This window comes from Kitasatospora purpeofusca, from assembly GCF_036010405.1.
Lineage (GTDB): Bacteria > Actinomycetota > Actinomycetes > Streptomycetales > Streptomycetaceae > Kitasatospora > Kitasatospora purpeofusca.
Genome location: NZ_CP108561.1, coordinates 9597802 through 9623170 on the forward strand (window position 1 = coordinate 9597802; position 25369 = coordinate 9623170).

Below are 25369 nucleotides of genomic sequence, written 5' to 3' on the forward strand. Positions count from 1 at the left end.
AGGCGCCGGGCGGCGTCCCGCCTCAGCTTCGGGCCCTCCGCAGCAGCCGGACGGCGGTGGTCACCACGAGCAGGGCCGCGGTGACCACGGCGAGGACGGTGTACAGCCGCGCGGCGCCGAGTCCCTCCGCGGTGGCCACCCGCACGCCGCTGAAGCTGCCGATCGCCTCGCCGAGCCCGGTCGCCAGGGCCGCGAGGGAGAAGTACGCGGCATGGTGCTGTGCGGGGCCGGCCGAGCCGACGAGTACGTCGAGGGCGGGCATCAGCAGCATCTCGGCGAAGGTGACCAGGACGACCCCGGCGAACAGCCATCCGAACGTCCGTCCCGTGCCGAGGCAGGCGAAGGCTGCGGCGAAGCATCCGAAACCGAGGGCGCACAGGCCCGTCGGCCCCACCCCCAGACGGCCGGCGAGCAGGGTCAACGGCAGTTGCAGGGCGATGATCAGGACGCCGTTGACGAGGAACACGGTCCCCAGGGAGCCCCCCGCGCCGAGTACCTCCTGCGCGTACAGCGGGAGTGTGGCGAAGAGCTGGGTGTACAGGACGAAACCGAGGGCGGTGAGGGCGAGCGGGATCCGCAGCCCCGGCTCTCGCAGGAGGGCTTTCCACGGCGCCCGCGGTGCGTCGACGGCTGCCCCTGCGGCCTCCCCGGCCGGCCGTGCCAGGAGGACGAGGCCGAGCGCCACCGCGTGGACGCAGGCCGCGGCGGTGCAGAAGACGGCTGTGCCGCAACGCTGTTGGAGGGCGACGCCGCCCAGTGGGCCCAGCGCCATGCCGAGGTTGACGGCCACGGCCTGGGAGGCGAAGCCCCTCGCCCGGCGCCGCTCCGGCGCGGCGGCGGCGAGGAGCTTCAGCGCCATGGCGTTCATGCCGAACCCCAGCCCGAGCACCGGGAGGACGGCCGCCAGGACGACGGCACGGCCGTCGGTCGCGGCGAGCGCGCCGAACCCGAGGATGCCGAGGACCAGCGCGGCGGAGATCGCGGTGCGCGGGCGGAGTCTGCTCAGGGCGGGCCCCGCCACGATCCGCATCAGGCGCAGGCCGACGACCGCCTCCGTGACCAGGGCCGCCACCGTGCCGGCGCTGTGGTGCCGCTGGTGTGCGGGGTGGTGGCGTGCGGGGTGACGGTGTGCGGGGCGGTGGCGTGCGGGGCCGCTGCCTGGGACCAGGTGACGGTGCTGCTGTCCCGGTCCGTGTTGTAGACGGCGCGGCCGGCGACGGCGTTCGCGATCACGGCGTTGCGCCAGGCCATCACGCTGAGGTTGGCGTCGGCCACGCCGTGGGTGTGGCCGGCGGCGCTCTGGACGAAGATCCGGCAGCCGGGTGGGCCGTCGGACTCGATCGAGTAGTCCTCCCGGACGCGGAAGGCGCCGTCCTCGTCGACCGGGATCAGCTCGCGCAGCGGCTCCAGGTAGGCGGGGGTGCGGTTGCGGTAACCGGTTGCCAGGATGACGACGTCGACGAGCTCGCGGTGCACGCTGTCGGTGTCGATGTCCCGGGTGACGACGTCGATCGGTGCGTCGCCGGCCCCGCCGTCGACGGCGAGCAACTCCTGGCCCGGGCTCAGGCGGTAGGCGCAGCGTCCGGTCCGCAGGGCGTCGAGGCGGTAGAGCTGCGCGTGGATCGCGTCGAGGAGGTCCGCCGACACGCCGTCGCTCGTCATGCGCTGCGTGCGCAGCAGGGCGGCGCGCCGCTTGGCGGACAGCCGCGTGAAGTGCCTTACGTACCGGTGACACAGCTCGGGACGTGCGGCCGGCGGCCGCTGCCGAGCACGAGGTTGCGGGTCCCGGTGACGCCGCCGGTGGCGTCGTGGACGGTCAACTCCTCGCCATCGATGCGGACTTCGGTGATCTCGGTACCGAAGGTCAGCTGGGGCGTCAGGTCGGCGGCCCAGCGGTAGTACTGCTCGAACTCCTCACGCGGGGTCCCGCTGCGCGCAGCGATCAAGTGCCGGTAGAGACGGCCCTGTTCGGCGAGGAAGTTGAGGAAGGAGAAGCGGGACGTCGGGTCGACGGGGGTGACCAGGTCCTTGAGCGGTGGCACCTGGAGGGCGGCTGCCGGGAGCATCGCCCCGTCGTGCCAGGCGAACCGGCTCCTGCGTTCGAAGAACCGTGCGGTGAGGGCGGGTTGGGGATCGATGAGGGCGGACAGTCCGAGATTGGCGGGCTCGATGCCGATGCCGACGAGGTCGGGCCCGGTCGCGCGGCCGTCGTTCATTGTTCCGGTCATGACAGCGGCTACCCTCGCGGCCGTTTCGCGATCGTGCACATACCTGCGGATTCCCCCTGGAAATAACGGTTTCCAGGCCGCGATCGTCCGTGTGCAACTCGCGGCGTGGAGACAGTCAACAGATCAACCACGCCCCCGCCCCCGCCGAACCGGCGCACTTCGCACGCGCCTTCTGGCACAACGGCGCATTGACGAACCGACGCCCACGGCGCCCGACTGCGGCCCGGATCTGCTGCGAGCAGCGGAAGTTGCCGCCTCGTCAGATGTCCCGTCGGGTTCGGGTCGACCGCCGACACGGTCGTGGCCCCCGCGAGGGCCCGGCCGGGACCGACACTGCCCGGACCGCCGGCGTCGTCGACCGGATGCGGCCCGACCTCGTCGTTCGCCGCTCGATCGGGTGGGGAGCCGAGCGATCGCCGAGTAACGCAGTGCGGCCCGAGGTGGAGCTCGGCTACGACCAGGCCGATCCGCGGCTGGTGGTGCAGGGGGCCCCGACGGCCTGGACGACCGTCGGAGCGGTGCTGGCGGTGCTGCTGCTCGGGCTGCCGGCCGCAGCGGCCGGGCTCGGCCTGATCGGGGTCGCGCTGGCCGCCCCGTTCGTCAGCCTGTAGTCCGACGAGAGGCATCTTGCGGAAAATTGATATTCATGATATGATGCCCCGCCACATTGAGAGTTCTCGCATAGTGTTCCCGCGTCCGCCGACGCCGATCGTCCGGCGTCACCCCGTGGAAACACTGACGAGGAATGCCCTGTGTGCTACGAATCCGACGCTGTTCCGCCCGTCCACGGCGCCGCCGTCACCCCCGTCCGGGAGGCGGGTCCGCTCGTCCTGACGGCAGCTGACGGGACCCGGTTCGCCGCCTTCCTGGCGCGGCCCGAGCGCCCGTCCGGCGCCGCCGTCGTGGTCCTGCCCGACAACAACGGCCTGTCCCCGTTCTACGAGGCACTCACCGTACGGCTGGCGGAGCAGGGCCATCCCGCGCTCGCCCTGGACTGGTTCGGCCGCACCGCCGGGCCCGACCTCCGTGACCGGGGAGCGGAGTTCACCGAGCCCGGCAACCTGCTGACCCACCTGATGAGGCTCACCCCGGCCGGCCTGGACGCCGACATCACCGCGGCGGCCGCGGCACTGCGCGACGACGGCGGGGCGGGCGGCCGACCGGTGATCGCCCTCGGCTTCTGCTTCGGCGGCCGCCAGGCCTTTCGGGCCGCTGCCGAGCGGTTCGCACTCGCCGGAGTGATCGGCTTCTACGGGTACCCGGACGCGATCAACGGCTCGCCCGGCCCGACCCAGCTCGCCGGCGACTTCACGGCTCCGCTGCTGGCCCTGTGGGGCGGCGCCGACGAGGCCGTCCCGCCGACCGCGGTGGCGGGGTTCGAGCAGGCGCTCGACGCGGCCGGGTGCCAGTACCGGTCGGTGGTCTACCCCGGGGCTCCGCACGGCTTCTTCGAGCAGGGCTCGGCGGACACCGCCGAGGCGTGCGCCGACTCCTGGCGCAAGGTCCTGGCCTTCCTCGCCGAGCACGGCGCCGGCCGCTGACCCGACGTCCCGGCCGACGCACAAACGATGCGGCACCGCTGCGTTCGTTCCGGCCCGCCGCGGCGGGCCGGGTCGGGGCCAATCCGGTTCGGGCGCGGTTCCGAAGAACCGGTGCGACGACATCGCGGGCCGCGCCGCGGCCCGGTCGGGAGGGGAACCCGTGACCATGTTCGACACCGTCTCCGCCGCGCGGGCCCCAGGGGCCGGCACGGCCCCCGCCGTTCCGCGCCCCGGCACGGCCACCACGGCCCCACGCCCCGGCGCGCGTCCGCGCACGGTGGCGGTGGTGGGATCCGGCGTCGCCGGGCTCACCGCGGCGTACCGGCTCTCCCGGGCCGGGGTGGAGGTCGAGCTGTTCGAGGCCGACGACCGTCTCGGCGGCCACGCCCATACCCAGGAGGCCCTCGACCGGGACGGGCGGGCGGTGCCGCTGGACACCGGGTTCCTGGTGCACAACGAGCGCACCTACCCCCACCTGGTGAGCCTGTTCGCGGAACTCGGCGTCCGCACCCGGGACAGCGAGATGAGCATGTCCGTACGCTGCGACGGCTGCGGCCTGGAGTACGCGGGCGCGCGGGGGCCGGCGGGGCTGTTCGCCCGCCCCGACGTCCTGGTCCGCGGCCGGTACCTGCGCCTGCTCGCCGAGGTGCCCCGGTTCCACCGGCTCGCCCGCCGGCTGCTGGCCGACCCGGCGGCCGGGGAGCCGAGCCTGCGGGAGTTCCTCGCCGCAGGGCGGTTCGGGCCGTACTTCGTGAGCCACTTCATGACCCCGCTGGTCTCCTCGGTGTGGTCCTGCGCCCCCGACCTGGCGGGCGACTACCCGGCCCGCTACCTGTTCGCCTTCCTGCGCAACCACGGCCTGCTCGGCGTGGGCGGCTCGCCGACCTGGCGCACCGTCGTCGGCGGCTCCCGCACCTACGTCGACCGGATCGCGGAGCGGATCGCCACCGTGCACAGATCGGCGCCCGTGCGCGCGGTGCGCCGGCACTCGGACGGCGTCACCGTGGTCTGCGCGGACGGGCGCGGCACCGAGACCGACGCCGTGGTGGTCGCCACCCACGCCGACCAGGCGCTGCGGCTGCTCGCCGACCCGAGCGACGACGAGCGCGAGGTCCTCGGCGCCTTCTCCTACTCCCGCAACCCGACGGTCCTGCACCGCGACCCGGGGGTCCTTCCCGGCGCCCGGTCGGCCCGCGGATCGTGGAACTACCGGATGCCCAGCTGCACCGCGCCCTCCGACCGGGTGCGGGTCAGCTACCACCTCAACCGGCTGCTGCGCCTGGACACCGAGGCCGACTACCTGGTCACCCTCAACGAGGACCGGCAGCGGCCGATCCCCGAGCACCTGGTGCTCTCCCGCACCGTCTACGAACACCCGGTGTACACCGCGCGCACGGTCGCGGCCCAGCGCCGGCTGCCGCAACTCGCCACCGCCCGAACCGTGTTCGCGGGCGCCTACCACGGCTGGGGCTTCCACGAGGACGGCTGCCGTTCCGGCATCGAGGCCGCGCACGCTCTGCTGGGGGTGAGCGTGCCGTGACCGCGCTGCCCGGACCGTGGGGCGCGGTCCTCTACGACACCGTCACCACCCACGTGCGCACCGCGCCCCGGCGACGGCCGTTCCGCCACCGCGGCTACCTGTGGCTGGTGGACCTCGACGACCTGCCGGAGCCCGCGCGGCCGCTGCGGCCACTGGCCCGGTTCCTGCCGCGCGACCACGCCCTCGCCGCCGGCGACGACCCGCCCACGATCCGGCACGACCTGGAGCGCTACCTCCTCGGCCACGGCCTTCGGCTCGGCCGGGGAAGGGTCCTGATGCTGACCCAGGCCCGCTCGCTCGGCCACGTGTTCAACCCGCTGACCGTGTACTGGTGCCGGGACGGGGAGGGCCGCCCGCTGTGCACGGTCGCCGAGGTCCACAACACCTACGGTGGGCGGCACCGCTACCTGCTCCCACCCGATCCCGAGGGCCGCGGCGAGACTGTCAAGGACTTCTACGTCTCGCCGTTCTTCCCCGTCGACGGACGCTACCGCATGGTGCTGCCGGAACCGGGGGAGCGGCTGCGGCTGACGGTCCACCTGGAACGCCGGGGCGAGCCCGCCTTCACCGCCACCGTCCGCGGCGCCGCCCGCCCGGCCGGTCCGGTCGCCCTCCTGCGCGTCGCCCTGACCCACCCGTTCGCCACCTGGGCCGTCAGCCTGCACATCCGTTACCGGGGCATCCGCCTGTGGCTCAGCGGTCTGCCGGTCCACCCCCGCCCGGCCGCCCCCGCTTCCTGCCCCGGTTCCTGTCCCGCAGCCGACCCGTCCCGGTCCGACGACCGGCCCGTTCCCACGGAAGAGGTGCCCGCCCCATGACGACCACGGCCTCCCCGACCGCGACGCCGACACCCTTCGTCGACCCCGCGCGCTGGCCGGACGTCGCCCGGGTGCCGGACGTGCCACTGCGCGCGGCCGCCGCCGCGCGCCTGCTGCGCCGGGCGGCCTCGCGGCGCGGCCTGCGCGTCGAACTGCCCGGCGGCCGCCTCCTGCGGCCGGCCCCGCCCGGGGCGCCGGTCCTGCGGCTGCACCACCCCCGGGACTTCCTGCACCGGGTCGGCGAGAGCGGCCTGATCGGCTTCGGGGAGTCCTACCAGGCCGGCGACTGGGACAGTCCCGACCTGGTCGCGCTGCTCACCGCGCTCGCCACCGCCCCCGAGACCCTCGTGCCCGGCGGCGCGCGGTGGCTGCGCCGGTTCTACGTCCAACGGCCGCCGGACGAGGAACTGTCCACCGCGGCGAACGCGCGGCGCAACGTCGGCCGGCACTACGACCTGTCGAACGAGCTGTTCGCGCTGTTCCTCGACCCGACGATGAGCTACTCCTCGGCCCTCTTCCCGACCGGCCCCGCCGACGCCTCGCTCCCGGGCAGTGCGCCGCACCCGGGCCCTGCCCCGCTCCCCGGCCGTACGCCGCTCGCCACCCACGACGGCCTGCCCGCCGCCCAGCACCGCAAGATCGACCGGCTGCTCGACCTGGCCCGCGTCGGCCCCGGTACCCGGCTGCTGGAGATCGGCACCGGCTGGGGCGAACTGGCCCTGCGCGCCGCCGCCCGCGGCGCCCACGTCGTCACCCTGACCCTCTCCGAGCAGCAACTCGCCCTCGCCCGGCACCGGATCGCCGCCGCCGGGCAGACGGACCGCGCGGAGGTCCGGCTGTGCGACTACCGCGCCGCCGAAGGCCGGTACGACGCCGTCGTCAGCGTCGAGATGATCGAAGCCGTCGGGCGGCCCTTCTGGCCGGACTACTTCGCCACCCTGGACCGGGTCCTGGCCCCCGGCGGACGGGTCGCCCTCCAGGCGATCACCATGCCCCACGACCGGATGCTCGCCAGCAGCCGCACCTACACCTGGATCCTGAAGTACATCTTCCCCGGCGGCCTCGTCCCGTCCGTGCGGGCGATCGAGGAGACCGCGGCCCGCCACACCCGGCTGCGCCTCACCCGCGCCGACACCTACGGACCGCACTACGCCGAGACCCTGCGCCTGTGGCGCGAACGCTTCACCGAACGCTCGCCCCAGGTCGCGGCCCTCGGCTTCGACGAAGTCTTCCGGCGCATGTGGGAGCTCTACCTCGCCCACTCCGAAGCCGGTTTCCGCACCGGCTACCTCGACCTCCACCAACTCCTCCTCACCCGCGACGAGGACCGGCCGTGAACGCCGCCGCCTTCGCACTCAACCTCGCCGTCACCGCCGCGGTCGCCCTGGCCGTCCTCCTCGCCGCCTTCGCCGCAGGAGTGCGCTCCGGCCGCCACCGGGGCGTCGACACGGCCTGGGGGCTCGCGTTCACCGCCGTGGCCCTGACCGGCTTCGCGCTCTCGGACCACCACGGGGACCCGGGGCGCCGCCTGCTGGCGACCCTGCTCGTCACCGTCTGGGGCCTGCGGCTGTCCGCCCACCTGTGGTGGCGCTCGCGCGGCGCGCCCGAGGACCCGCGCTACGCCCGGATGCTCGCCCGCGCCCCCGAGGGCCCGGCCCGCACCCGGTACGCCCTGCGGATCGTCTACCTGCTCCAGGCCGCCATCGTCTGGTTCGTCTCCCTGCCCGTCCAGGCCGCCCAGTACCTTCCCCACCCGCCCGGCGCACTCGCCTGGGCGGGCACCGCGCTGTGGACGGTCGGCCTGTTCTTCGAAGCGGTGGGGGACCGACAGCTCGCCCGCTTCAAGGCCGACCCCGCCAACCGCGGCCGGATCATGGACCGGGGCCTGTGGCGCTGGACCCGCCACCCCAACTACTTCGGCGACGCCTGCGTCTGGTGGGGCCTGTTCCTGCTCGCAGCGGACAGCCCCGTCGGCTGGGCTTTCGTCCTCAGCCCGATCCTGATGACCTACCTGCTCGCCTTCGGCAGCGGCAAACCGATGCTCGAACGCCACCTCGCCCCCGAACGACCCGACTGGGCCGCCTACGCCGCCCGCACCAGCGGCTTCTTTCCCCTTCCGCCCCGCCGCTCCCCGGCGGGGCCGTCCGCTCCGCACCCCGGCCCCGGGCCGTGACCCCGGCCCGGGTCCTGCCTTCACATCGGTTCGGTTTCCGCTCCCGCTCGGATCACGCCCCGGCCCGGGCCGCGCGCAGGGCCAGCGGTGTGACGAGGAGGGCTGTCAGCGCGCAGGCGAGGGCCAGGGCGTCGTAGCCGCCGGCCGTGACGGCGAGGCCCGAGAGCAGGGCGCCGGTGCTGCCCGCGACGGCGAGGCCGACGTCGGCCAGGCCCTGGGTGTTCGCGCCGTGCCCCGGTGGCAGCGCGGCCGTGATGACGGCCGTTCCGCTGACCAGGCCGAGGTTCCAGGCGATGCCGGCGAGGGTGAGGGCCGCGGCCAGGAGGGGCACGGAGTCGCCCGGCGCGGCGGCGGCCAGGAGTGCGGCCAAGCAGAGGAGGAGACCGGAGGCGGCGGCGACGGGGAGGGCGCCGAGGCGGTCGGTCAGGAGGCCGGTGAGCGGGGAGGGCAGGAACATCGCGGCGATGTGGAGCGAGACGACCAGGCCGATCGTGCCGGTGCCGTGGCCGTTGGCGGCCAGGTGGACGGGCGTCATCGTCATGAGGGCGACCTTGGGCAGCTGGCCGAGCAGCATGATCCACAGGCCGGTGGAGACGCCCGGCCCCCGTGGCCGGCCCTCGCCCTTCCGCACCGGGTCGGCCGCGCCTCCGGGGGCGGCGCCCCGGACGGTGTCCGAGGTGTCCGCGGCCGGGATCCTGGCCCGGGCCAGGTGGAGCGGGTCGGGGCGCAGCAGCGCGGTGAGGAGGACGGCCGCCGCCGTGTAGCCGAGGGCGGCGAGCAGAAAGGGTCCGGCCAGCGGGGGGATGCCCCAGGCGCGGGCGAGGTCTCCGGTGAGCGGGACGAGGTTGGGCCCGGCGACCGCGCCGAGGGTGGAGGCGAGCAGGACGCGGCCCAGGGCGCGGGCGCGGCGGTGGGGTGCGGCGAGGTCGGCACCGGCGTAGCGGGCGAGGAGGTTGGTGGCGGTGCCGGCGCCGTAGACCAGGAGCGAGGGCAGCAGCAGTGCGACCTGGTCCAGGGCCACGGCGGCGACCACACCGACACTGCCCAGGGCGCCGATCGCGTAGCCGGCGCCGAGGCCCGGGCGGCGTCCGCGCCGCTGGCACACTCGGCCGATGACGAGCGCGCCGAGCATCGATCCGCCGGTGAAGAGGGCGGTGGGGATGCCGGCGAGGCCGGTGGAACCGAGCATCTGCTCGGCCAGCAGGGCGCCGACCACGATACCGGCGGTGAGTCCGACGCCGCTGACCAGTTGCGATGCGACCAGGACGGCCAGGATCCGCCGCTGTTCGGGGGCCTCGGGCGCTTCCGCTGCTTCCGGCGGTCCTGGACGCCCCGGCGGGCGGCTGGCCACGCCGCCCGCCGGGGTGGCGCTCACGAGGACGCCAGGGGGCTCAGTGCCGAGATCTCCTCCAGCGACATGTCCAGCTGCTCGTGGAGGTAGCGGACGATGGTCCAGTGGGGGAGCGCACCCTCGTCGAACGGCCCGAAGGCGCGGCAGTAGAGCGGGATCCAGCGCAGCGCCTCCTCGGCGGCCTGCCGGCGGCCGGGCTCCTCCTGGTAGGACTCGTACGGGATGCCGCGGTGGTGGACGAAGAACCGGCCGGGCAGTCGCTCCTCGCACAGCGCACGGTACTCGCGGGTCTGCAGGATGAGGTAGTGCCAGATCTCGTCGATGTGCTGCTCGACGGGAAGGAAGAGGCCGGCGAGCTCCTCCCGGTGCCGGGACACGAGGTAGAGGTAGCGCAGGCACTCGGTGACCTGGCGTTCGGCGTCGGCGGGTGCGCAGCCGGTGCGGGTGACGGTGTAGGCGACCACCTCGGCGTGGAGGTCGTCGCCGAGCAGCTCTTCGAGGTCCGTGACCGTGACACGGTCCTGCGGCTCGGACCGGGCTTCGAACCGGGTGGTCATCGGGCACCTCCGGGGGACGGGGACGGGGACGGGGTCGAGGTCGGTGACGGGGCCGGGTTCGTGGCGCCGGTCGGGGACGCGGCGAGCCAGGCGTACTTGCCGGAGGCGCCGACGGGCAGGTGGTCGTGGTGCTCCACGCGGCAGCGCCGGCCGATGAGTTCGCCGACGTCGTGGGCCAGGGCGTCGCTCTCGGCGAGAGTGAGCGGGGCGGCGTCGAAGGTGGTGCAGCGCAGGACGGCCCCGTCCGGCTCCTCCAGGTGCAGGCGGGTGAGGAAGACCCGCGGGGTGACGGCGCTGACGGCCTCGTCGAGGTCGCCCTGGGCGCGGGGGCCGCGCGGGGTGGCGAGCAGTTCCTTCTCACGGCCGCAGAAGCGGGTGATGCGCTCCGGGTCCGTGCTGCCGTCGGCGGTGCGCACGCAGTCGCCCGAGCGGTAGCGGACCAGCGGCATGAAGGGATTGCGCACGCTGGTGACGATGAGGCTGTGGATGGTGCTGCCGGGGGCGACGGGCAGCAGTTCGACGCTCATGTCGTGCAGGTAGGGCCGGTAGTCGCCGCCGCGGTCGCTGTAGTAGAGGTAGCCGAGTTCGGTGCTGCCGAACAGGTCGACGATCGGGCAGCCGAAGTGCTCGCGCAGGTACCGGGCCACGTTCGCGGGCGTGTACTCGTAGGCGTGGACGACGGCCGCCGGCGACGGGAACCCCTCCCACAGGCCCCAGGCGCGGGCCTTGCGCACCAGGTGGGCGAGGTGGGAGGAGGAGCAGTCCAGGAGGTAGCGGCCGTGCGGGTGCGCGCGGGCGGCGTCGCGGATCTCGGCGAGCATGCGCTCGACGTCGGCCCGCTGCCAGTGGTCCGGGTCCAGCCGCAGGTTGAGGTAGACGGTGCGGTCGTCCAGTCGGCGGTCGCGCAGGTCCGGTTCGGCCGCGGGTTCCTCGCCCCGTTTGCGGGCGTTGACGCGGGCGACGTGCTCGGTGGCAAGGACGGTGGTGAGGGAGACCCGGTTGCAGCCCTCCCGCCAGGTGTCGGCGAGATCGGGGTGCTCGCTCCACAGGCGGTAGTAGGACTTCAGCAGGAAGTAGGGCGGTCGGATGATCTGCATACGCGCGTGGTTGGTGCCGGTGGAGAGCACGAACTCCGCCTCACCGGCCGCGAGGGCGGCCGACAGGTGCGGGGTCATCCAGTTGTCGGGAAATCCGCGGGCGATCTCGGGTTTCTCCAGAATGGGGAAATGGCCCCGTTCGATCGAGGCGCGGTACAGGGGAATGTCCTTGATCCGGTCGACCACGTCGGCGGTCGGCTGGCCGTTCAAATGTCACCTCCGGTCGGTGTCCGGGGCTCCGGTTCTCCGGCCCCGGGGCGGGAATCGGACGGCAGGCCGGCCCGGGCGACGCGGGCGGTGCGCGTCGGCGAGGGCGCGCCGCAGGCCCGGGCCGGCCGGGTGTTCCGGCCGGCCCGAACCTCGTCGGCACAGGTCAGGGCAGATCTGTGCCGACGGGTGCCGGTCGGTGCGTCAGGAGATACAGCCGGCCTTGGCCACGCTGATGCACCCGGACTTGGGGGCCGCGCTGATGCAGCCGTCCTTGGCGGTGCCTCCGGAGTTGGCGGCGACCCAGCCCTTCCACTTGTCGTCCTGGGTCATCTTCTTGATGAGCTGTTCCATTCGGACCTCCGAGATATAACGGTAATCCGGCGGCGCGTTCGTCGCCGCCACTGCGACATTAAAGCGATGGTCAAGCAGGTGTCAATGACAGGTCATCAGACAACGATCAGAAACGCCTGGCCGATAATCGCCGTCCGGGGAACCCGGTCCCGGCGAGCGCCCTTCGAACCGGAATGACATGTTCATGCCTTAGCCTCGTGGCGGGTCCGCGAATCCGGCACGGGAGAGAGGCTGGTTCCATGAACTCACTTCCACCGGTGGCCCGTTGGGCCGCCTCGACCTGGCGGGGGCGCACCCGGCCGTCGTCCGCGCCATCACCTCGCCCGGGTTCATCGACGACCTGGTCCTGGCCCCGAACGGGTCCGCGGTGTACGCGCAGACCAAGCCCGAAGGCCGGATCCAGGTGATCGACCTGAACACCGACACCCTCGCCACCACCATCGACCTCCACACGGGCTTCCGCCAGATCGCCGGCCTCGCGGTGAGCCCCCGCGGCAGCCGGCTGTACGTCCTGATCCAGACCAACCTGCCGAGCCCGACCGTGGCCGCGTACAGCACGGCCACCGACCGGCCCGTGCCGAAGGAGGACTTCGTGGAGTTCGACCTCGAACACGGCGCGACCCTCACCGTCGGCCCGGACGGCCACACCTTCTACGTCACCGGCGCCAACTACAACGACAACCCCGGCACGTTCCTGCAGATCGTCAGCTTCTGACCGGACCACTGCGGGGTCGCGGCCGCCGACCGGCGGCCACGACCCGTTCGGGCGCGCCGGGCGCCGACGGTGTGCGGCACGTCGGTCTACGGTGGTCCCAGGGCCGCAGGGGGCGGGCCGGACCGCTGCGGTGCCCCTGCCGGTGCTCGACGGAGGGGGCGGAATTGCTGCGGATCCACTTCACCCAGGAGGACCTGACCAGGGTTCGGTTCGCGCGGGCGCCCGATCCGCTCGCCGAGTCGATGCTGAGCCTGTCGCTGGTGCAGGCCCGCGGGGTCGGCGGCGTGGCGTTGGAGGGGTGGCGCAGCCGTACCCGCCTGGGCCTCCGCCCCGAACTGCGGGTGCTGTTCGACCTGGCGACGCCGGCCGGGGCGGCGGAGGCCGCGGAGGTGTTCCTGCACGCCGGCAGCCACACCCTGGCGGAGAGCCTGGAGCAGACCTGGTCGCTGCCCGGCCGGCGGTGGAGCGCCGACCTGCGCGTCCTCAGCGGGACGCTGCCCCGGGCGCCCCGGTGGGTCCACGAACTGCGCCGGGGCGAACGCGAGTGCCGCGAACTCGTCGACGGCCGGCTGCGGGAGTACCACGCCTTCGCCGTCGAGCCGTACTGGTCGCAGTTGCTGGCCGTCGCGCACGCCGACCGCGCCCGGCGGGCCGCCCTCGTCACGGAGCTCGGTCTGGAGGGACTGTTCGACAGCCTCCGTCCCGCTGTCCGTTGGCGGTCACCGGTGCTGACGCTGCCCTGGCCCGTCGACGCTGACCTGCGCCTGCGCGGCGCGGGGGTGATGCTCGTCCCGACCTTCTTCTGGCCCGGGCCGATCGCCCTCACCGACACCCGCGGGCTCGACCACCCGCTCGTCCTGCACTACCCGCTCGCCCCCGACCTCGCCACCTACCGCGCGATCTGGTCCCAGGGCGCCCCGGACGGGCCGGACGGCGCGCTCGTCGCGCTGCTCGGCACCACCCGTGCGCGTACCCTGCGCGCGGCGGCGGACCCGGCGGGCACCGCCGAACTCGCCCGCCGCACCGGCACCTCGCCGGCCACCGCGAGCCACCACGCCACCGTCCTGCGCTCCGCCGGACTGCTGACCACCGAACGCACCGGCCCCGGCGTGCGCCACACCCTCACCCCCCTCGGCCGGGCCCTCCTCGACGACCGCCCGGTCCCGCCCGCAACCGCCCGCGCCACCACGGACCCGCCCTGACCGCCCGAGGCGCGCCCACCGGGCCGTGCCGACCTCCCGGCCGTCCGGGAACCGCCCGCCGAGGGTCCGGGTGGGTCCGGGCATTCGGGCCGGTCGGTGTCGGCCAGGGCGAGCAGTCCCGAGGCCGTCCGCTCGGCGAGCAGGGTCAGGCAGCCCCGCGGGTCGGCGTCCACCTGTCCGGGGTCGGGGAGCGTCGACGCAAGGTCGTCGCCGGACCGCCGGAAGGCGGTGGCCCGCTTCCACAGATCGTGCGGGACCGGCGTCCCGGCCGCCAGGTCGCGTCGCAGCAGGGCGAAGTTCGCCGCCGTCAGCTGCGGGGCGTTGTGGAAGGGCGCGAGCAGGGTGAGCGCGAGGCCGACAGGCCGTAGCGGTCGGCGAGGAGCGGGTCGGCGCGGTGCCCGGCGGTCAGCGCCGGGGGCGGCGCGAAGCCCGGAGTGCCCATCCGGGCGGGGCGGGCCCCCAGGGCGGTCGCGGACTCGAAGTCGACGAGCCTGGCGTCCCCGGTGGGGGTGACGATGACGTTCCCGGGGCTGACGTCGCCGAACCGCAGCCCCAGCGCGTGCAGTCGCTCCAGGGCGTCGTCGAGCGAGCCGAGGATGCGCCGGCAGGCGGCGTGGTAGCGGTGGAAGTCCGCGGCGGGGCGGTCGGCCAGCAGGACGGGCGACGAGCGGTTGATCCACGTCACCAGCGGCAGCCCCTCGACGTACTCCATGACGAGGAAGTCGTGCTCCCATTCGGTGAACCGCTCCAGCGGTCGGGGGCACACACCCTCCGCCGCCGCGTGCACGGCGGTCAGGGTGTCGAACTCCCGGCGCAGCCGCTCCTGGGCGCTGACGCCGTCCCAGGTGCAACCGTTGTGCGGGCGCGCCTCCTTGACGAGGACGAGCTGCCCGGTGCGGGTGTCCCGGGCCCGGTAGGCGCCACCGGCGTTGCTCGGCTGCAGCACCTTCACGATCTCGTAGCCGCGGATGCGGATCGTGCCGAGGTGAGGGGTCGGCTCCTGGGCGACGAACGGGTCGCCGACGCCCTCGGGCAGGACGAAGTACGGCAGCCGCCGGTCCGGCACGTCGCGCCCGTGCCCGTCCGTCAGCAGCGGTTGTGCGGTGCCGTCGGGCAGCAGTCGGCCGCGGCGGCCGAACGCGCCGTAGCGGTAGTGGACGGTGCGGGAGTCCCGGTAGCGGCGGTCACTGAGGACGTAGGCGCCCTCCTCGCCGTGCAGGGCCTCGGCGAGCCGGTCCAGCAGCCGTGCGGCGACGGGGGTGTCCGGCGGGTACACGGCGCAGAACTTGCCCGCCTGGGACCGGACGCCGTGCTTGTGGTGGAGGGCGAGAAAGAAGAAGTGCGCCGACACGTGCTTGAACGGCACCTCCTCGGCGAAGCAGATGTCCGCCACCGCGTCGAGGACGTGCTGGGCCCGCTCCGGGCGTGCCGATACGTGGATCTTCCAGCCCTGCCCTGCCCGGCGCACCCCGGGAGCGCTCCACGCCGTCCAGATGCCCTGCTCGCTTCCGCGCCAGCCGGCCGCGACCCGGGCGGGCGCGAAGCGTCGTCCGGGGTCGGCCATCGTGCCCAGCGGCGCGTAGAACTGCTCGTCGGCGAGAGCATCGGACAGCGCGTCGAACAAGACGGTCTCCTCCACGTGGTCGTTCGCCCGCCCGCCTCCGGCAGGCCGTCGAGTCGCGGACCGTCGGCCGTTGCGCGGCGGTGCCGCCAGGCACGCTCGTGGCTCGGGCGCCGGGCGGCGGTCCCGAAGGGTGTACTTGTCACGCCCCCACCGGAAGTACCACAGTGTGACTCCATGGACACCAGCGGTGATAACGGGGCTGGCGGAGCGCCGGACGAGCGGCGGATCGGAGCGCCGGACGAGCGGCGGATCGGAGCGCCGGACGAGCGGCGGATCGGACCGCCTGCGGGGGGCAGTCCGGTGAACGCCTCCCTGACCCTGCCGGCGGAGACGGTGACCGCGCTGGGTCACCGGGTGTGGGAGATCCTCTCGGGACACCTCGGAGCCGGGCACCGAGGCCTTCCGGACGCCTCGCCGGGCTCGGCCGCCGACGCGGTGCGGCTGCGCTCCGAGCCCCTGCCCGACGCCCCCGCGGACGATCCGATCGCCCTGGTGGACCAGGTGGGGCGGCTGCTGCGCGAGGGCAACGCGCACCCGGACCATCCGGACTTCCTCGCGTTCGTGCCCTCCCCGGGGACCGTCACCGGGGTGCTGGGAACGGCGCTGGCCGCCGGGTTCGCAGTCCCGACCGGATGGCGTTTCACCGGGAGGGTCTCCAGCGCGATCGAGTCGGCCACCGTCCGGTGGCTGGCCGAGCTGATGGGCCTGGCCCCCGGGACGTCCGGTCTGTTCGTGTCGGGCGGTTCGGCCGCCAACCTGACCGCCCTGACGGCGGCGCGCGACGCGCTTGTCGGGACCGAGGCCCGCGGCGCCACCGCCTACTTCTCCGACCAGACCCACCTCTCCGTCCCCCGCGCCCTGCACGTCCTGGGCATCGGAGAGGACCGCGTCCGGGTCCTGCCCGGGGACGCGCACCGCCGGATCCCCCTGCGCGGCCTCGCCCGGCAGGTGGCCCGGGACCGCCACGACGGTCTGCGGCCCTTCCTCGTGGTGGCCAACGCGGGCACCACGGCCACCGGTGACGTCGACCCGCTTCCCGAACTGGCCGCCTTCTGCCGCGACGAGGGCCTGTGGCTGCACGTGGACGGCGCGTTCGGTGCCGCCGCGGCACTGACCGAGCGCGGACGCCGCGTGCTGGCGGGCCTGGACGCGGCGGATTCGGTGAGTGTCGATCCGCACAAATGGCTGTTCCAGCCCACCGGGACGGGATGCGTGCTGCTGCGCGACCCGACCTGCCTGACGCGGGCGTTCGGCGTCGGGCTCCCCGGGTACCTGGACGCGGGCACCACCGGCCACGACGAGGGCGAGGTGGACTACCTCCACTGGGGGATCGAGCAGACGCGGGAGTTCCGGGCACTGCGCCTGTGGCTGTCGCTGAAGGTGTTCGGCGCGGACGCCTTCCGCGCCGCCGTGGACCGGGGCCAGGCGATGGCCGACGACATCGCCGCATACATCGCCTCCCGGCCCGGGCTGGAGGTGGTGACCGGTCCCTCCCTCGCCGTCGTCACCTTCCGCGCGCTGCCGCCCGCCACCGGGCCCTTCCCGTCCCCGGAGGACACCGACCGGACGGTGGACGAGGTCTGCCACGACCTGCGGTCGGAGGGGCGGGCCATGGTGGTCGGCGTGACCGTGGCCGGCCGCAGGGTCTTCCGGCTCTGTGTGATCAACCCGCGTGCGCGGTACGACGGGCTCCGCGCCGTGGTCGACCGGGTCGCCGAGCTGTGGAGGGCTCGAACGGCGCCCCCGGAGCGGCCGGGGGCCGCCCCGTGAACGCGGGGCCGGTGCCGGGCCGCGCACTCTCCGAGGACGGGCACGGTCGCGGGCGCGCACCCGTCGAGCGTCTCGATGCCGCCGCGCTGCGGGCCGAGGCGGTACGCCGCACCGGTCTGGCGGACTTCGGCGCACCCGGTCACGGACCGGCCCTGGACCTGCTCGTCCAGGCCCTGGAGACCGAGGCACGGCTCAGCCCGGCCGGCCGGGCCGAGGCGCGGGACACCCTGCTCCGCGCGCTGTGCACCCGGCTGTGGCTGCACGCCCTGCCCGAACCGCCGGTGCGGCAGGAGCCTCCCGTCGTCCTGGTCGGCCTGCCGCGGACCGGCAGCACCCTGCTGCACCGGCTGCTCGCCCACCATCCGGCGCTGCGGGCCCCCCGCCTGTGGGAGCTGCTGGCGCCGGTCACCCCGCCGGGGGTCCGGGCGGCGGATCTGTTCGCGGACGCCGAGCGGCACGTGGCCGATCTGGTCCGGACCGCACCCGATCTGGCCCGCGTCCACCCCACCGGGGCGAACGAACCGGAGGAGTGCGAACACCTGATGAACACGGACTTCCGCAACAGCGTCCTCGGCCTTCTCAGCTACCGGGTGCCCACCTACGCGTCCTGGCTCGCCGGGCAGGACCTGACGGCCGCCTACACGCTCCACCGGGCCCAGCTCGCCCACATCCTCGCCCGGCGCCCGGCGCCGGCCGGGTCCCGGCTCGTCCTGAAGAGCCCCTCCCACCTGTGGCACCTGCCCGCTCTGGACCGAGTCCACCCCGGCGCGAGGTTCGTCGTCCTCGAACGCGGCCGCGAAGAGGCGATCGGCTCCGTCTGCGGCCTCGTGTCGGCGGCCCGCCGCAAGCGCAGCGAGGCCGTCGACCCCGTGGAGATCGGCCGGGACATGACCGCCGCCACGCACGCCGGACTGTCGAGGATGTACGCCTTCACCACCGACCCGTCGGTCGCCGACCGATGCCTGACGGTCCGCTTCGCCGACCTGGTGGCCGACCCCGACACCACCGCCCGGCGGGTGGTGGACTGGCTGGGGCTGGCCGCCGACGGCGCCCTGCGCCGGCGCTGGCACGACCACCTCTCGCGCAACCCGCGTCCCGAGCACGTCCACCCCCGCGCGGCCTGCGGTCTGCCGCCCGCCGGTCCGCGACCCGCGTCCCACGATCCGGAGGCGACGTCATGACGACAGCCGCTCCGCACCCCGGCCGGCTGCCCTATCCCTTCGACCGCGCCCACTGCCTGTCGCCCATGCCCCACAACGGGCTGCTGACCCTGCCGGGCCCGGCCCGCATCACCCTGCCCAGCGGCGATCCGGCCCACCTCGCGGTCCGCCACGCCGACGTCCTGCGCGTCCTCACCGACCGCCGGCTCAGCCGCCGGGCCATGCTCACCGCCCCCGGCGGGCCCCGGTGGACCCTGGCGGACCGCGACCCGCCGGGTCCCCACCTCGCCTTCGGGCACGGCACCCACCGCTGCATCGGCGCGGACCTGGCACTGCTGGAACTACGGACCGCGATCGGCGCGCTCGCCGACCGCGGACCGCACCTTCGTCTCGCGGAGCCCGCCACCGCGCTGCCTTTCCTCGGTGGCTCCCTGATCGGCTTGGTCGAGCGCCTGCCCGTCCGCACGCACGCCCCGTGATCCGCTCCGGCCGGTCGGGTGCGTCGCGGGGGCGGCGCCGGGGCCGGTGACGTTCCCGGCCTTCGGGTGTCGGTCGGTGGTCACCCGGTCGGGGCGGTGGCCGGCCGACCGTCGCAGAAGGCGGTCGCCAGCAGTTTCTGCGAGGTCTTCCAGCCCTGGCCGGTGTTGCGGTAGCCGTTGGTCGAGACGGCCACCTGCCGGCGGCCGTCCGGGGTGCCGTAGAGGGCGCTGTTGTGCCCGCGGCCGGTGCTCCCGTTGTTGCCCCAGACCTCGCCGCAGGGGGTGGTCAGCCGACTGATCCCCAGCCCGTACTGGGCGCCGCCGCTCGCCGGGGCGACGGTCAGCATCTCGGCGAGCAGCGGTGCGGAGAGCAGCCGACCGTCGAGCAGGGCCCGGAGGAAGGTGGCGAGGTCCGCGGTGGTCGAGATGCCGACGCCCGCCGCGTCCATCTCGCTCGGCTCCATCTCGGTGACGTCCACCGGGCCGCCGGGCAGATCGAGGTAGGTGTGCGCATGAGGGCCCCGGATCCCGGTCGCGTGGACCGGCATCGAGGTCCCGGTCAGTCCCAGCGGGCGGATGACCCGGCGTTCCACCTCCTGGCGCCAGTCGTGGCCGGTGACCCGGTCGACGATCATTCCGGCCAGCAGGTAGTTGGTGTTCGCGTAGTGCCAGCCGGTGCCGGGGGCGGAGTACGGCGGGTGGCTGTTGGCCACCGCGAGGAGTTGCCGCGCTGTCCAGCTCCGCCAGCGTCCCTCGCGAAGCCATGCCTCGTGGTCGAGGCCGATGGCCTGGTCCTCTGTGTAGTCGAACAGCCCGCTGGTGTGGTCGAGCAGCTGACGCACGGTGATGGAGCCGCCGCCCGGGACGGCGCCCGGCAGCAGGCTCTCCACGCTGTCGTCCAGACGGAACCGCCCCTCACCGACCAGTTGGAGGACGACCGTCGCCACGAAGGTCTTGGTCACACTGGCTATCCGGAACCGGCCGTTCGCCGAGGGCTCGGCGCCGGTCGAGAAGTCGCCCGCTCCCTGGGCACCCTTCCACACCGTGCGCCCGTACTCGGTCACCCGGGCGAGAGAGCTGGACGCCCCGCCGATCTCGACCACGCCCTTCAGTGCCTCGTTCAGCGCCCGGACATCCACGTCGCCCCGGTACGGGCCGCGGCCGAACCCCTCCGGAGCGTTGCCCGGCTGCTGCTCACTGGCGGCCGCCGCTCCGGCCGATCCGGCGCCGAGGGCGCTTGCCGTCGGGGTGGTCACACCCACCAGACCGGCGCCCGCCAGAGCGAGGGCGATGAGCCGTACGCCCGGTGCCGTGCGCGATCCGCCCCGGCGCTCCGCTGCCCGCATGAGTCCTCCTGTGTCCGTGCCTACGGATCTCGTGATATCCCGAAAGTGTAATGAGCTGACCATCGGTCAGGCGGGGAATCGGTCTTCCGTCCGCAGGGGCACACCGGTTACCGGCTCCGGCGGTCGGGGGCCGGAGTGCGCGGTCGAAGGCGTTCCCCCTGCGGCCCGAACATGATCAGGTACTCGACCGGTCCGCCGGGCCCGGCGTTCGCGACTCCGTGGGCGGTGCGGGTGTCGAACTCGGCCACCTCCCCGGCGCTCAGCACGAGGTCGTGGTCGCCGAGTGCCAGCCACAGCCGCCCGTACAGGACGCACAGCCATTCGTACCCGTCGTGGGAGACCTGCCGCGGCCGCTCCGGCGGCGCGTCGACGGCGGGCAGGACGTGCTTGTGGGCGTGCAGGCCCCCGACGTACCGGGTCAGCGGCAGCACCGCCTTGGCCCGGTCGGACCGTTGCGGCGCGGGGGAACGCGGTCCGTCCGCCGCGGCGGACGCGGTGCCGGCCAGCTCGTCCAGTGAGATGCCGTCCGCCCACCCGTGCCACCGCACCATCGAGGCACCCGCCGGACGCCTGCACCTGGTCGAGCAGGGCACCGGACCGCTGGTCCTGCTCGTCCACGGCTTCCCCGAGTCCTGGTACTCCTGGCGCCACCAGCTCCCGGCCCTCGCGGCGGCGGGGTACCGGGCGGTGGCGTTCGACGTGCGCGGCTACGGCCGCTCCTCCAAGCCCGCCGCGACGGACGCCTACCGGATGCTCGACCTGGTGGAGGACAACCTCGCCCTGGTGCGCGCCCTGGGGGAGGAGAGCGCGGTGATCGTCGGGCACGACTGGGGCTCCGGCATCGCGGCGGTCTCCGCCCTGCTCCACCCCGAGGTCTTCCGCGCGGTCGGACTGCTGAGCGTCCCCTACGCGCCGCCCGGCGGCCCCCGCCCCACCGACGTCTTCGCGCGGACGGGCGGCGACCAGGAGTTCTACGTCTCGTACTTCCAGGAGCCCGGCCGGGCCGAAGCAGAGATGGAGCCCGACCTCGGAGGGTGGCTCGCGGGCTTCTACGCGGCCATGTCCGCCGACACCATGCCCGCCCGCGGCGAGCCCGACCCGCACTTCGTGGCCCGCACCGGCGGCCGGCTGCGCGACCGCTTTCCCCGCGGCGGGCTGCCCGCCTGGCTGACGCAGGACGACCTCGACGTGTACGCGGGGGAGTTCGAGCGCACCGGTATGACCGGGGCCCTCAACCGCTACCGCAACCTGGACCGCGACTGGGAGGACCTCGCCCCGTACGGCGGAGCCCCGATCGAGCAGCCGTCCCTGTTCATCGGCGGCGCCCTGGACGCTTCCACCACCTGGATGGCCGAGGCGATCGAGGCCTACCCGACCACCCTCCCCGGCCTGGTCTCCAGCCACATCCTGGACGGCTGCGGGCACTGGATCCAGCAGGAGCGCCCCGAGGAGGTCAACCACCTGCTGACCGCCTGGCTCGCCTCCCTCCGGAGCTGAACCGGCAGGGCGGCGAGGTGGGCACGGCGCTCCGGGGCCCGACCACCCCGCTGTACGGCGGCGGCGCCCGGACGCCGTCCCGGCGGGCCGTCAATTCCGCGGCGATCCCTTGAACCCGTGTTCACCCGGCCGTTCCCGGAGCGGTGCACGCTGCTTCCGGCACAGCCCTTCGCACGGCGCACCCTCCGGGAGACAGCAGATGAACAGACGTATGTACGCGGCCGCGAGCCTCGCCCTCGCGCTGAGCGTGGTGCCGGCCAGCGATCCGAACAGCTCGACCTCGACGGCGGCGACGCGGGCCAGCAGGCCGTCCCCCTTGAGTCCGGTGACGAACCGGCGGGCGGCGCGCATCGGGCCCACGGTGTGGGAGCTGGACGGTCCGATGCCGACGCGGAACAGGTCGAACACGCTGATCAAGGGGGACTCCTGGAGAGCTGCCGTGGTGGTGGCCACCGGGACACCCGCCCGACGAGCCGGGGCCCGACAGCGAGGCGCACCTCGCGCACCTGCGCCGGATCGGACTGGTCACCGTCTCGGACGTCGGCGGGTTCCGCCGGCACGTACCGGTGGAGCCCACCGTCGCGCTGGAGTTCCTGACGCACAGCCGCGGCGCGGAGCTGCGCGAGGCCCAGCAGGCGGCCGCCAACGCCTACCGCGGGTACCGGCGTTCGGTGAGCCCGCATCCCACCGACAATCTGGTCGAGGTGGTCACCGGGGACTCGATCATCGAGCGGATCGAGACCATCGAGGAGGCGGCCGAGAGCGAGGTGCTGCGCAGGCCCGGAGCTCCGGGAGCCGCCGCGTGCGAGACCTCCCTGGCCAGACCGCGCCACTGGCGAAAAGTGGCTTCTGGCGGCGTGTTCCTGACGGTACTTCTGTTCACCGGCGCGCCGCCGGAGTGGAGTGATCGCCCACCCCCCACGGCGAAGCCCCGGCCGACGGCCCGGAAGTCGCCGCCGGTACCCCGCTCCCGATCCCCGAGCCGGCGGACTCCCGCCGCACACTCCCCCCGAGGAATCACCGTGTCCCTGTACCGCGCACGCCGCCGTACCCGCAGGACGAAACCCATCACCGTGGCCGTCGCCGCCACCGTCGCCGCCGCGGCCGCAGCCGTGGTCGTCGACCCGGCGGGCGCCGCCCAACGGGCCGCGGAGGAGGCCCGGACGCCCGGCGGCCCCATAGCCGGCCGCTACCTGGTGGTGCTCGACGACGACACCGCACCGGGCGTGACGGCCCCGGACACCGCCGTCGCGTCCGTCGCCGACCGGCTGGCGCACACCTACGGCGGCACCGTCCGCACCGTCTTCGACACCGCGCTGCACGGCTACGCCGCCGAGATGACCCCGGCCCAGGCGCACCGGGTGGCGTCCGACCGGGTGGTCGCCTCGGTGGAGCAGGACAGCACCCAGCACCTGGATGCCGCGCCGGCAGGCGCGCAGGCGGCGTCGGTGGCCAGCTGGGGTCTGGACCGGATCGACCAGCGCAACCTGCCGCTGGACAACGGCTACACCGCGCCGAACACCGCCTCCAACGTGACCGTCTACCTGGTCGACAGCGGACTGCGCACCACCCACAGCCAGTTCGGCGGCCGGGCCGCCATCGGGGTGGACCTGGTCGGCGACGGCCGCAACGGCGCCGACTGCCTCGGCCACGGCACCCACGTCGCGGGCACGGTCGGCGGCAAGGACTACGGCGTGGCCAAGGGCGTGCGACTGGTCTCCGTGCGGGTCACCCCCTGCAACGACTCCGTCCCCACCTCCTCCATCGTCTCCGCCGCCGACTGGATCACCAAGCACGCCGTCAAGCCGGCCGTGGTCAACATGAGCATCAACGGCGGCGTCAGCTCCACCGAGGACAAGGCGATCCGCAACTCCATCGCCTCCGGCGTCACCTGGGTGGTCTCCTCCGGCAACAGCAACGCCGACGCGTGCAGGAACTCGCCCGGCGACATCGCCGAGGCCGTCGTCGTGAACAACTCCACCTCCGACGACCAGCGGCGCTCGGACTCCGACTGGGGCTCGTGCACCGACCTGTTCGCCCCCGGCACCGGCATCACGTCGGCCTGGAACACCGGGGACAACGACAGCCACAACCTGACCGGCACCTCGATGGCCGCGCCGCACGTCACCGGCGCCGCGGCGCTCTACCTGTCGGCCCACCCCACGGCCACCCCCGCCCAGGTCCAGGACGCGCTGGTCAAGGCCGCCTCCACCTCTCCGCGGGCTGGTTCCCGCTGCTGCCGCTCGGCACCGCCACCGTGTACCTGCTGCTCGCCGTCCCGCTCGGCGCGCTCGCCGACCGGATCGGACGCCGGCGCGCGTTCGTGTTCGGGCACGCCGCACTGCTCACCGGCTACGGCCTGCTGCTCGCTCGCCCCGGCGGCGGCCTCCCGCTCGCCGCCGCGGTCCTGCTCCTGCACGGACTCTTCTACGCCGCCACCGACGGCACCCTGGCCGCCGTCGCGGCGGGCGCCGTCCCCGAGGAGCGGCGCGGCGCCGGCCTCGCCCTGGTCGGCACCGGCCAGGCCGCCGGGCGGTTCCTCTGCTCGCTCGCGGTCGGCGCGCTGTGGACCCGGTGGGGCGACACCACCGCCCTGGCCGTGATGGCCGCCGTCCTCACCGTCGCCGTCACCGTCGCCGTCCGCCTGCTGGGCCGCGTCACCAGCGACCCGGAGCGGGCGACCGCCGACCGCCCCGCCCCCACTGATCCCCGTCCCCACTGATCCCCGTCCCCCGATGACCGGAAGAGGCCCCCATGACCTTCGGCCGCCGTCTCCTCGTCCTGCTGGTCGCCGCCTCCCTGCTCCTCGGCGCCGGTGTCTGGACCGTTCTGCGTGCCGGGGACCCGGCCCGGGGCGGCGACCGGGCCGGGGACGGGCCGCCGGCCAGGGCGGGCGCCGTCACCCTCGGGCCGCACAACGACGGGCCGTTGCTGGTGTTCCGCAGCCTGACCTGGGGCCCCCGGCGTGACCACCTCGCCGCGGTCCCGCTCGTCGACCCCACCGCGACCCGGACGGTCGCGGTGCCCGCCTGCCTGCGCTTCCACGCCGCCGCCGGCACCGGCATCTGCCTGCGGGCCGTCCACGGCGTCCTGCAGGACACCTACCGCGCGGTCGTTCTCGACGCCGACCTGAACGAGCGGCGCCACTACGACCTGGCCGGCATCCCCACCCGCGCCCGGGTGTCGCCGTCGGGCCACCTCGTCGCCTGGACGGTCTTCGTCGGCGGTGACTCCTACGCCGGCACCGACTTCTCCACCCGCACCTCGATCCTCGACACCCGCACCTGGACGCCGCAGGACGACCTGGAGAGCTACGCCGTCACCCTGGACGGCCACCCCTACCGCGCCGCCGACATCAACGTCTGGGGCGTCACCTTCGCCGACGACGAGCACTTCTACGCCACCCTCGCCACCGGCGGGCACACCTGGCTGGTCGCCGGCGACGCCGTCGCCCGCACCCTCACCACCGTGCACGGCAATGTCGAATGCCCGGCCCTGCTCGCCGCCGCCGCGCTCGCCCCCGCCGTCGTCCGGTGACCCGACCGGCGACATGATCCCCGGCGCTCCCCTTGGGCCCGCACGTGGAAGGCATCCACGCAGGCACGCGTCCAGTCGGGCCGCGTTCAGCTTCGCGAGCAGTATCCGCTGGACATGGTCGGACACTCCTGCTTTCGTCCGCCACCACTGCCGGCGCCAGCATGTGTGCCCCG

Annotated in this window: 23 protein-coding genes and 3 pseudogenes; 15 read left to right on the plus strand and 11 right to left on the minus strand. The window is 74.3% G+C overall.

Translation table 11 applies throughout. The features are described from left to right. Positions 1 to 22: 22 nt before the first annotated feature. From OG715_RS41505 to OG715_RS41515, 3 genes are read right to left on the minus strand one after another with little or no spacing between them, the layout of a single operon-like run. Positions 23 to 1072, minus strand: a complete 1050-nt coding sequence (locus OG715_RS41505; protein ID WP_266271998.1) for an MFS transporter — start codon at positions 1070 to 1072, stop codon at positions 23 to 25. After that, entirely contained in the window at positions 1030 to 1737 is a 708-nt protein-coding gene (locus OG715_RS41510; protein ID WP_327064241.1) for a SidA/IucD/PvdA family monooxygenase, read from the minus strand. The genes OG715_RS41505 and OG715_RS41510 overlap by 43 nt, the downstream gene beginning before the upstream one ends. Continuing rightward, positions 1719 to 2228, minus strand: coding sequence for a SidA/IucD/PvdA family monooxygenase (locus OG715_RS41515; protein WP_266271997.1), 510 nt, complete (start codon positions 2226 to 2228; stop codon positions 1719 to 1721). Before OG715_RS41515 ends, OG715_RS41510 begins: the two co-directional genes overlap by 19 nt. Positions 2229 to 2656: 428 nt before the next feature. On the opposite strand from OG715_RS41515, the gene OG715_RS41520 reads away from it, so the two are divergent. From OG715_RS41520 to OG715_RS41545, 6 genes are all read left to right on the plus strand, one after another. Continuing rightward, positions 2657 to 2839, plus strand: coding sequence for a hypothetical protein (locus OG715_RS41520; protein ID WP_266271996.1), 183 nt, complete (start codon positions 2657 to 2659; stop codon positions 2837 to 2839). Between the two features lie 141 nt (positions 2840 to 2980). Next, complete coding sequence (locus tag OG715_RS41525) at positions 2981 to 3769, plus strand: dienelactone hydrolase family protein (RefSeq protein WP_266271995.1); 789 nt, start codon at positions 2981 to 2983, stop codon at positions 3767 to 3769. A gap of 160 nt (positions 3770 to 3929) precedes the next feature. Further along, positions 3930 to 5309 (plus strand): NAD(P)/FAD-dependent oxidoreductase, encoded by a 1380-nt coding sequence (locus OG715_RS41530; protein WP_266271994.1) that lies wholly within the window; start codon positions 3930 to 3932, stop codon positions 5307 to 5309. Positions 5310 to 5314: 5 nt separating this feature from the next. Then, positions 5315 to 6127, plus strand: a complete 813-nt coding sequence (locus OG715_RS41535) for a DUF1365 domain-containing protein (RefSeq protein ID WP_266274528.1) — start codon at positions 5315 to 5317, stop codon at positions 6125 to 6127. Continuing rightward, positions 6124 to 7464, plus strand: a complete 1341-nt coding sequence (locus tag OG715_RS41540; protein WP_266271993.1) for a class I SAM-dependent methyltransferase — start codon at positions 6124 to 6126, stop codon at positions 7462 to 7464. Before OG715_RS41535 ends, OG715_RS41540 begins: the two co-directional genes overlap by 4 nt. Further along, positions 7461 to 8300 carry a DUF1295 domain-containing protein gene (locus tag OG715_RS41545; RefSeq protein WP_266271992.1) on the plus strand — a complete coding sequence of 280 codons (840 nt, stop codon included), beginning with the start codon at positions 7461 to 7463 and terminating at the stop codon, positions 8298 to 8300. Before OG715_RS41540 ends, OG715_RS41545 begins: the two co-directional genes overlap by 4 nt. Positions 8301 to 8352: 52 nt before the next feature. Here the strand turns inward: OG715_RS41545 and OG715_RS41550 are convergent, their stop codons facing one another. The 4 genes from OG715_RS41550 to OG715_RS41565 form a co-directional block, all read right to left on the minus strand. Further along, on the minus strand, positions 8353 to 9675 hold the full coding sequence (locus OG715_RS41550) for an MFS transporter (protein ID WP_407661075.1): 1323 nt from the start codon (positions 9673 to 9675) through the stop codon (positions 8353 to 8355). Next, the gene (locus OG715_RS41555; protein ID WP_266271991.1) at positions 9672 to 10208 is read right to left on the minus strand and encodes a glycine-rich domain-containing protein; all 537 of its coding nucleotides are present in this window, start codon (positions 10206 to 10208) and stop codon (positions 9672 to 9674) included. The genes OG715_RS41550 and OG715_RS41555 overlap by 4 nt, the downstream gene beginning before the upstream one ends. Then, positions 10205 to 11515, minus strand: coding sequence for a phenylacetate--CoA ligase family protein (locus tag OG715_RS41560; protein WP_266271990.1), 1311 nt, complete (start codon positions 11513 to 11515; stop codon positions 10205 to 10207). The genes OG715_RS41555 and OG715_RS41560 overlap by 4 nt, the downstream gene beginning before the upstream one ends. 201 nt (positions 11516 to 11716) lie before the next feature. Further along, positions 11717 to 11866, minus strand: a complete 150-nt coding sequence (locus OG715_RS41565; protein WP_266271989.1) for a hypothetical protein — start codon at positions 11864 to 11866, stop codon at positions 11717 to 11719. Positions 11867 to 12131: 265 nt separating this feature from the next. Here OG715_RS41565 and OG715_RS41570 point away from each other — a divergent pair, with 265 nt between their 5' ends. Then, positions 12132 to 12581, plus strand: a complete 450-nt coding sequence (locus OG715_RS41570; RefSeq protein WP_266271988.1) for a YncE family protein — start codon at positions 12132 to 12134, stop codon at positions 12579 to 12581. Positions 12582 to 12745: 164 nt separating this feature from the next. Beyond that, the gene (locus tag OG715_RS41575) at positions 12746 to 13783 is read left to right on the plus strand and encodes an ArsR/SmtB family transcription factor (RefSeq protein WP_266271987.1); all 1038 of its coding nucleotides are present in this window, start codon (positions 12746 to 12748) and stop codon (positions 13781 to 13783) included. Positions 13784 to 14090: 307 nt separating this feature from the next. Here the strand turns inward: OG715_RS41575 and OG715_RS41580 are convergent, their stop codons facing one another. After that, positions 14091 to 15407, minus strand: a complete 1317-nt coding sequence (locus OG715_RS41580) for a class III lanthionine synthetase LanKC N-terminal domain-containing protein (RefSeq protein WP_266271986.1) — start codon at positions 15405 to 15407, stop codon at positions 14091 to 14093. 300 nt (positions 15408 to 15707) lie between these two features. On the opposite strand from OG715_RS41580, the gene OG715_RS41585 reads away from it, so the two are divergent. From OG715_RS41585 to OG715_RS41595, 3 genes are read left to right on the plus strand one after another with little or no spacing between them, the layout of a single operon-like run. Next, positions 15708 to 17177: a pyridoxal phosphate-dependent decarboxylase family protein gene (locus OG715_RS41585; protein WP_266271985.1), complete on the plus strand. Its 1470-nt coding sequence runs from the start codon at positions 15708 to 15710 to the stop codon at positions 17175 to 17177. Beyond that, positions 17174 to 18358 carry a sulfotransferase family protein gene (locus OG715_RS41590; RefSeq protein WP_266271984.1) on the plus strand — a complete coding sequence of 395 codons (1185 nt, stop codon included), beginning with the start codon at positions 17174 to 17176 and terminating at the stop codon, positions 18356 to 18358. The genes OG715_RS41585 and OG715_RS41590 overlap by 4 nt, the downstream gene beginning before the upstream one ends. Beyond that, positions 18355 to 18816 carry a hypothetical protein gene (locus tag OG715_RS41595; protein ID WP_266271983.1) on the plus strand — a complete coding sequence of 154 codons (462 nt, stop codon included), beginning with the start codon at positions 18355 to 18357 and terminating at the stop codon, positions 18814 to 18816. The genes OG715_RS41590 and OG715_RS41595 overlap by 4 nt, the downstream gene beginning before the upstream one ends. 80 nt (positions 18817 to 18896) lie before the next feature. Here the strand turns inward: OG715_RS41595 and OG715_RS41600 are convergent, their stop codons facing one another. Further along, the gene (locus OG715_RS41600) at positions 18897 to 20162 is read right to left on the minus strand and encodes a serine hydrolase domain-containing protein (protein ID WP_266271982.1); all 1266 of its coding nucleotides are present in this window, start codon (positions 20160 to 20162) and stop codon (positions 18897 to 18899) included. A gap of 107 nt (positions 20163 to 20269) precedes the next feature. Continuing rightward, a pseudogene (locus OG715_RS41605) lies at positions 20270 to 20686 on the minus strand (cupin domain-containing protein); the annotation flags it as partial. On the opposite strand from OG715_RS41605, the gene OG715_RS41610 reads away from it, so the two are divergent. Beyond that, the gene (locus OG715_RS41610; protein ID WP_266271981.1) at positions 20682 to 21659 is read left to right on the plus strand and encodes an alpha/beta fold hydrolase; all 978 of its coding nucleotides are present in this window, start codon (positions 20682 to 20684) and stop codon (positions 21657 to 21659) included. The pseudogene OG715_RS41605 and the gene OG715_RS41610 sit on opposite strands and share 5 nt — an antisense overlap. A gap of 249 nt (positions 21660 to 21908) precedes the next feature. Here OG715_RS41610 and OG715_RS41615 read toward each other — a convergent pair. Then, a pseudogene (locus OG715_RS41615) lies at positions 21909 to 22076 on the minus strand (serine dehydratase beta chain); the annotation flags it as partial. A gap of 782 nt (positions 22077 to 22858) precedes the next feature. Between OG715_RS41615 and OG715_RS41620 the strand changes: the two are divergent. The 3 genes and pseudogenes from OG715_RS41620 to OG715_RS41630 all read left to right on the plus strand — a co-directional run. Further along, positions 22859 to 23815 (plus strand): annotated as a pseudogene (locus OG715_RS41620) (S8 family peptidase); the annotation flags it as partial. Between the two features lie 101 nt (positions 23816 to 23916). Beyond that, positions 23917 to 24381, plus strand: coding sequence for an MFS transporter (locus OG715_RS41625; RefSeq protein WP_407661076.1), 465 nt, complete (start codon positions 23917 to 23919; stop codon positions 24379 to 24381). A gap of 32 nt (positions 24382 to 24413) precedes the next feature. Then, a complete protein-coding gene (locus tag OG715_RS41630) occupies positions 24414 to 25196 on the plus strand; it encodes a TolB-like translocation protein (protein ID WP_266271980.1) in 783 nt (260 codons plus the stop codon). Positions 25197 to 25369: the final 173 nt, after the last annotated feature.

Excerpts from the sequence above, each read along its gene's own strand:
- OG715_RS41595 (WP_266271983.1), top strand. The coding sequence starts at position 18,355 with ATGACGACAGCCGCTCCGCACCCCGGCCGGCTGCCCTATCCCTTCGAC.
- OG715_RS41610 (WP_266271981.1), top strand. The coding sequence starts at position 20,682 with ATGCCGTCCGCCCACCCGTGCCACCGCACCATCGAGGCACCCGCCGGA.
- OG715_RS41600 (WP_266271982.1), bottom strand. The coding sequence starts at position 20,162 with ATGCGGGCAGCGGAGCGCCGGGGCGGATCGCGCACGGCACCGGGCGTA.
- OG715_RS41540 (WP_266271993.1), top strand. The coding sequence starts at position 6,124 with ATGACGACCACGGCCTCCCCGACCGCGACGCCGACACCCTTCGTCGAC.
- OG715_RS41565 (WP_266271989.1), bottom strand. The coding sequence starts at position 11,866 with ATGGAACAGCTCATCAAGAAGATGACCCAGGACGACAAGTGGAAGGGC.
- OG715_RS41515 (WP_266271997.1), bottom strand. The coding sequence starts at position 2,228 with ATGACCGGAACAATGAACGACGGCCGCGCGACCGGGCCCGACCTCGTC.
- OG715_RS41630 (WP_266271980.1), top strand. The coding sequence starts at position 24,414 with ATGACCTTCGGCCGCCGTCTCCTCGTCCTGCTGGTCGCCGCCTCCCTG.
- OG715_RS41555 (WP_266271991.1), bottom strand. The coding sequence starts at position 10,208 with ATGACCACCCGGTTCGAAGCCCGGTCCGAGCCGCAGGACCGTGTCACG.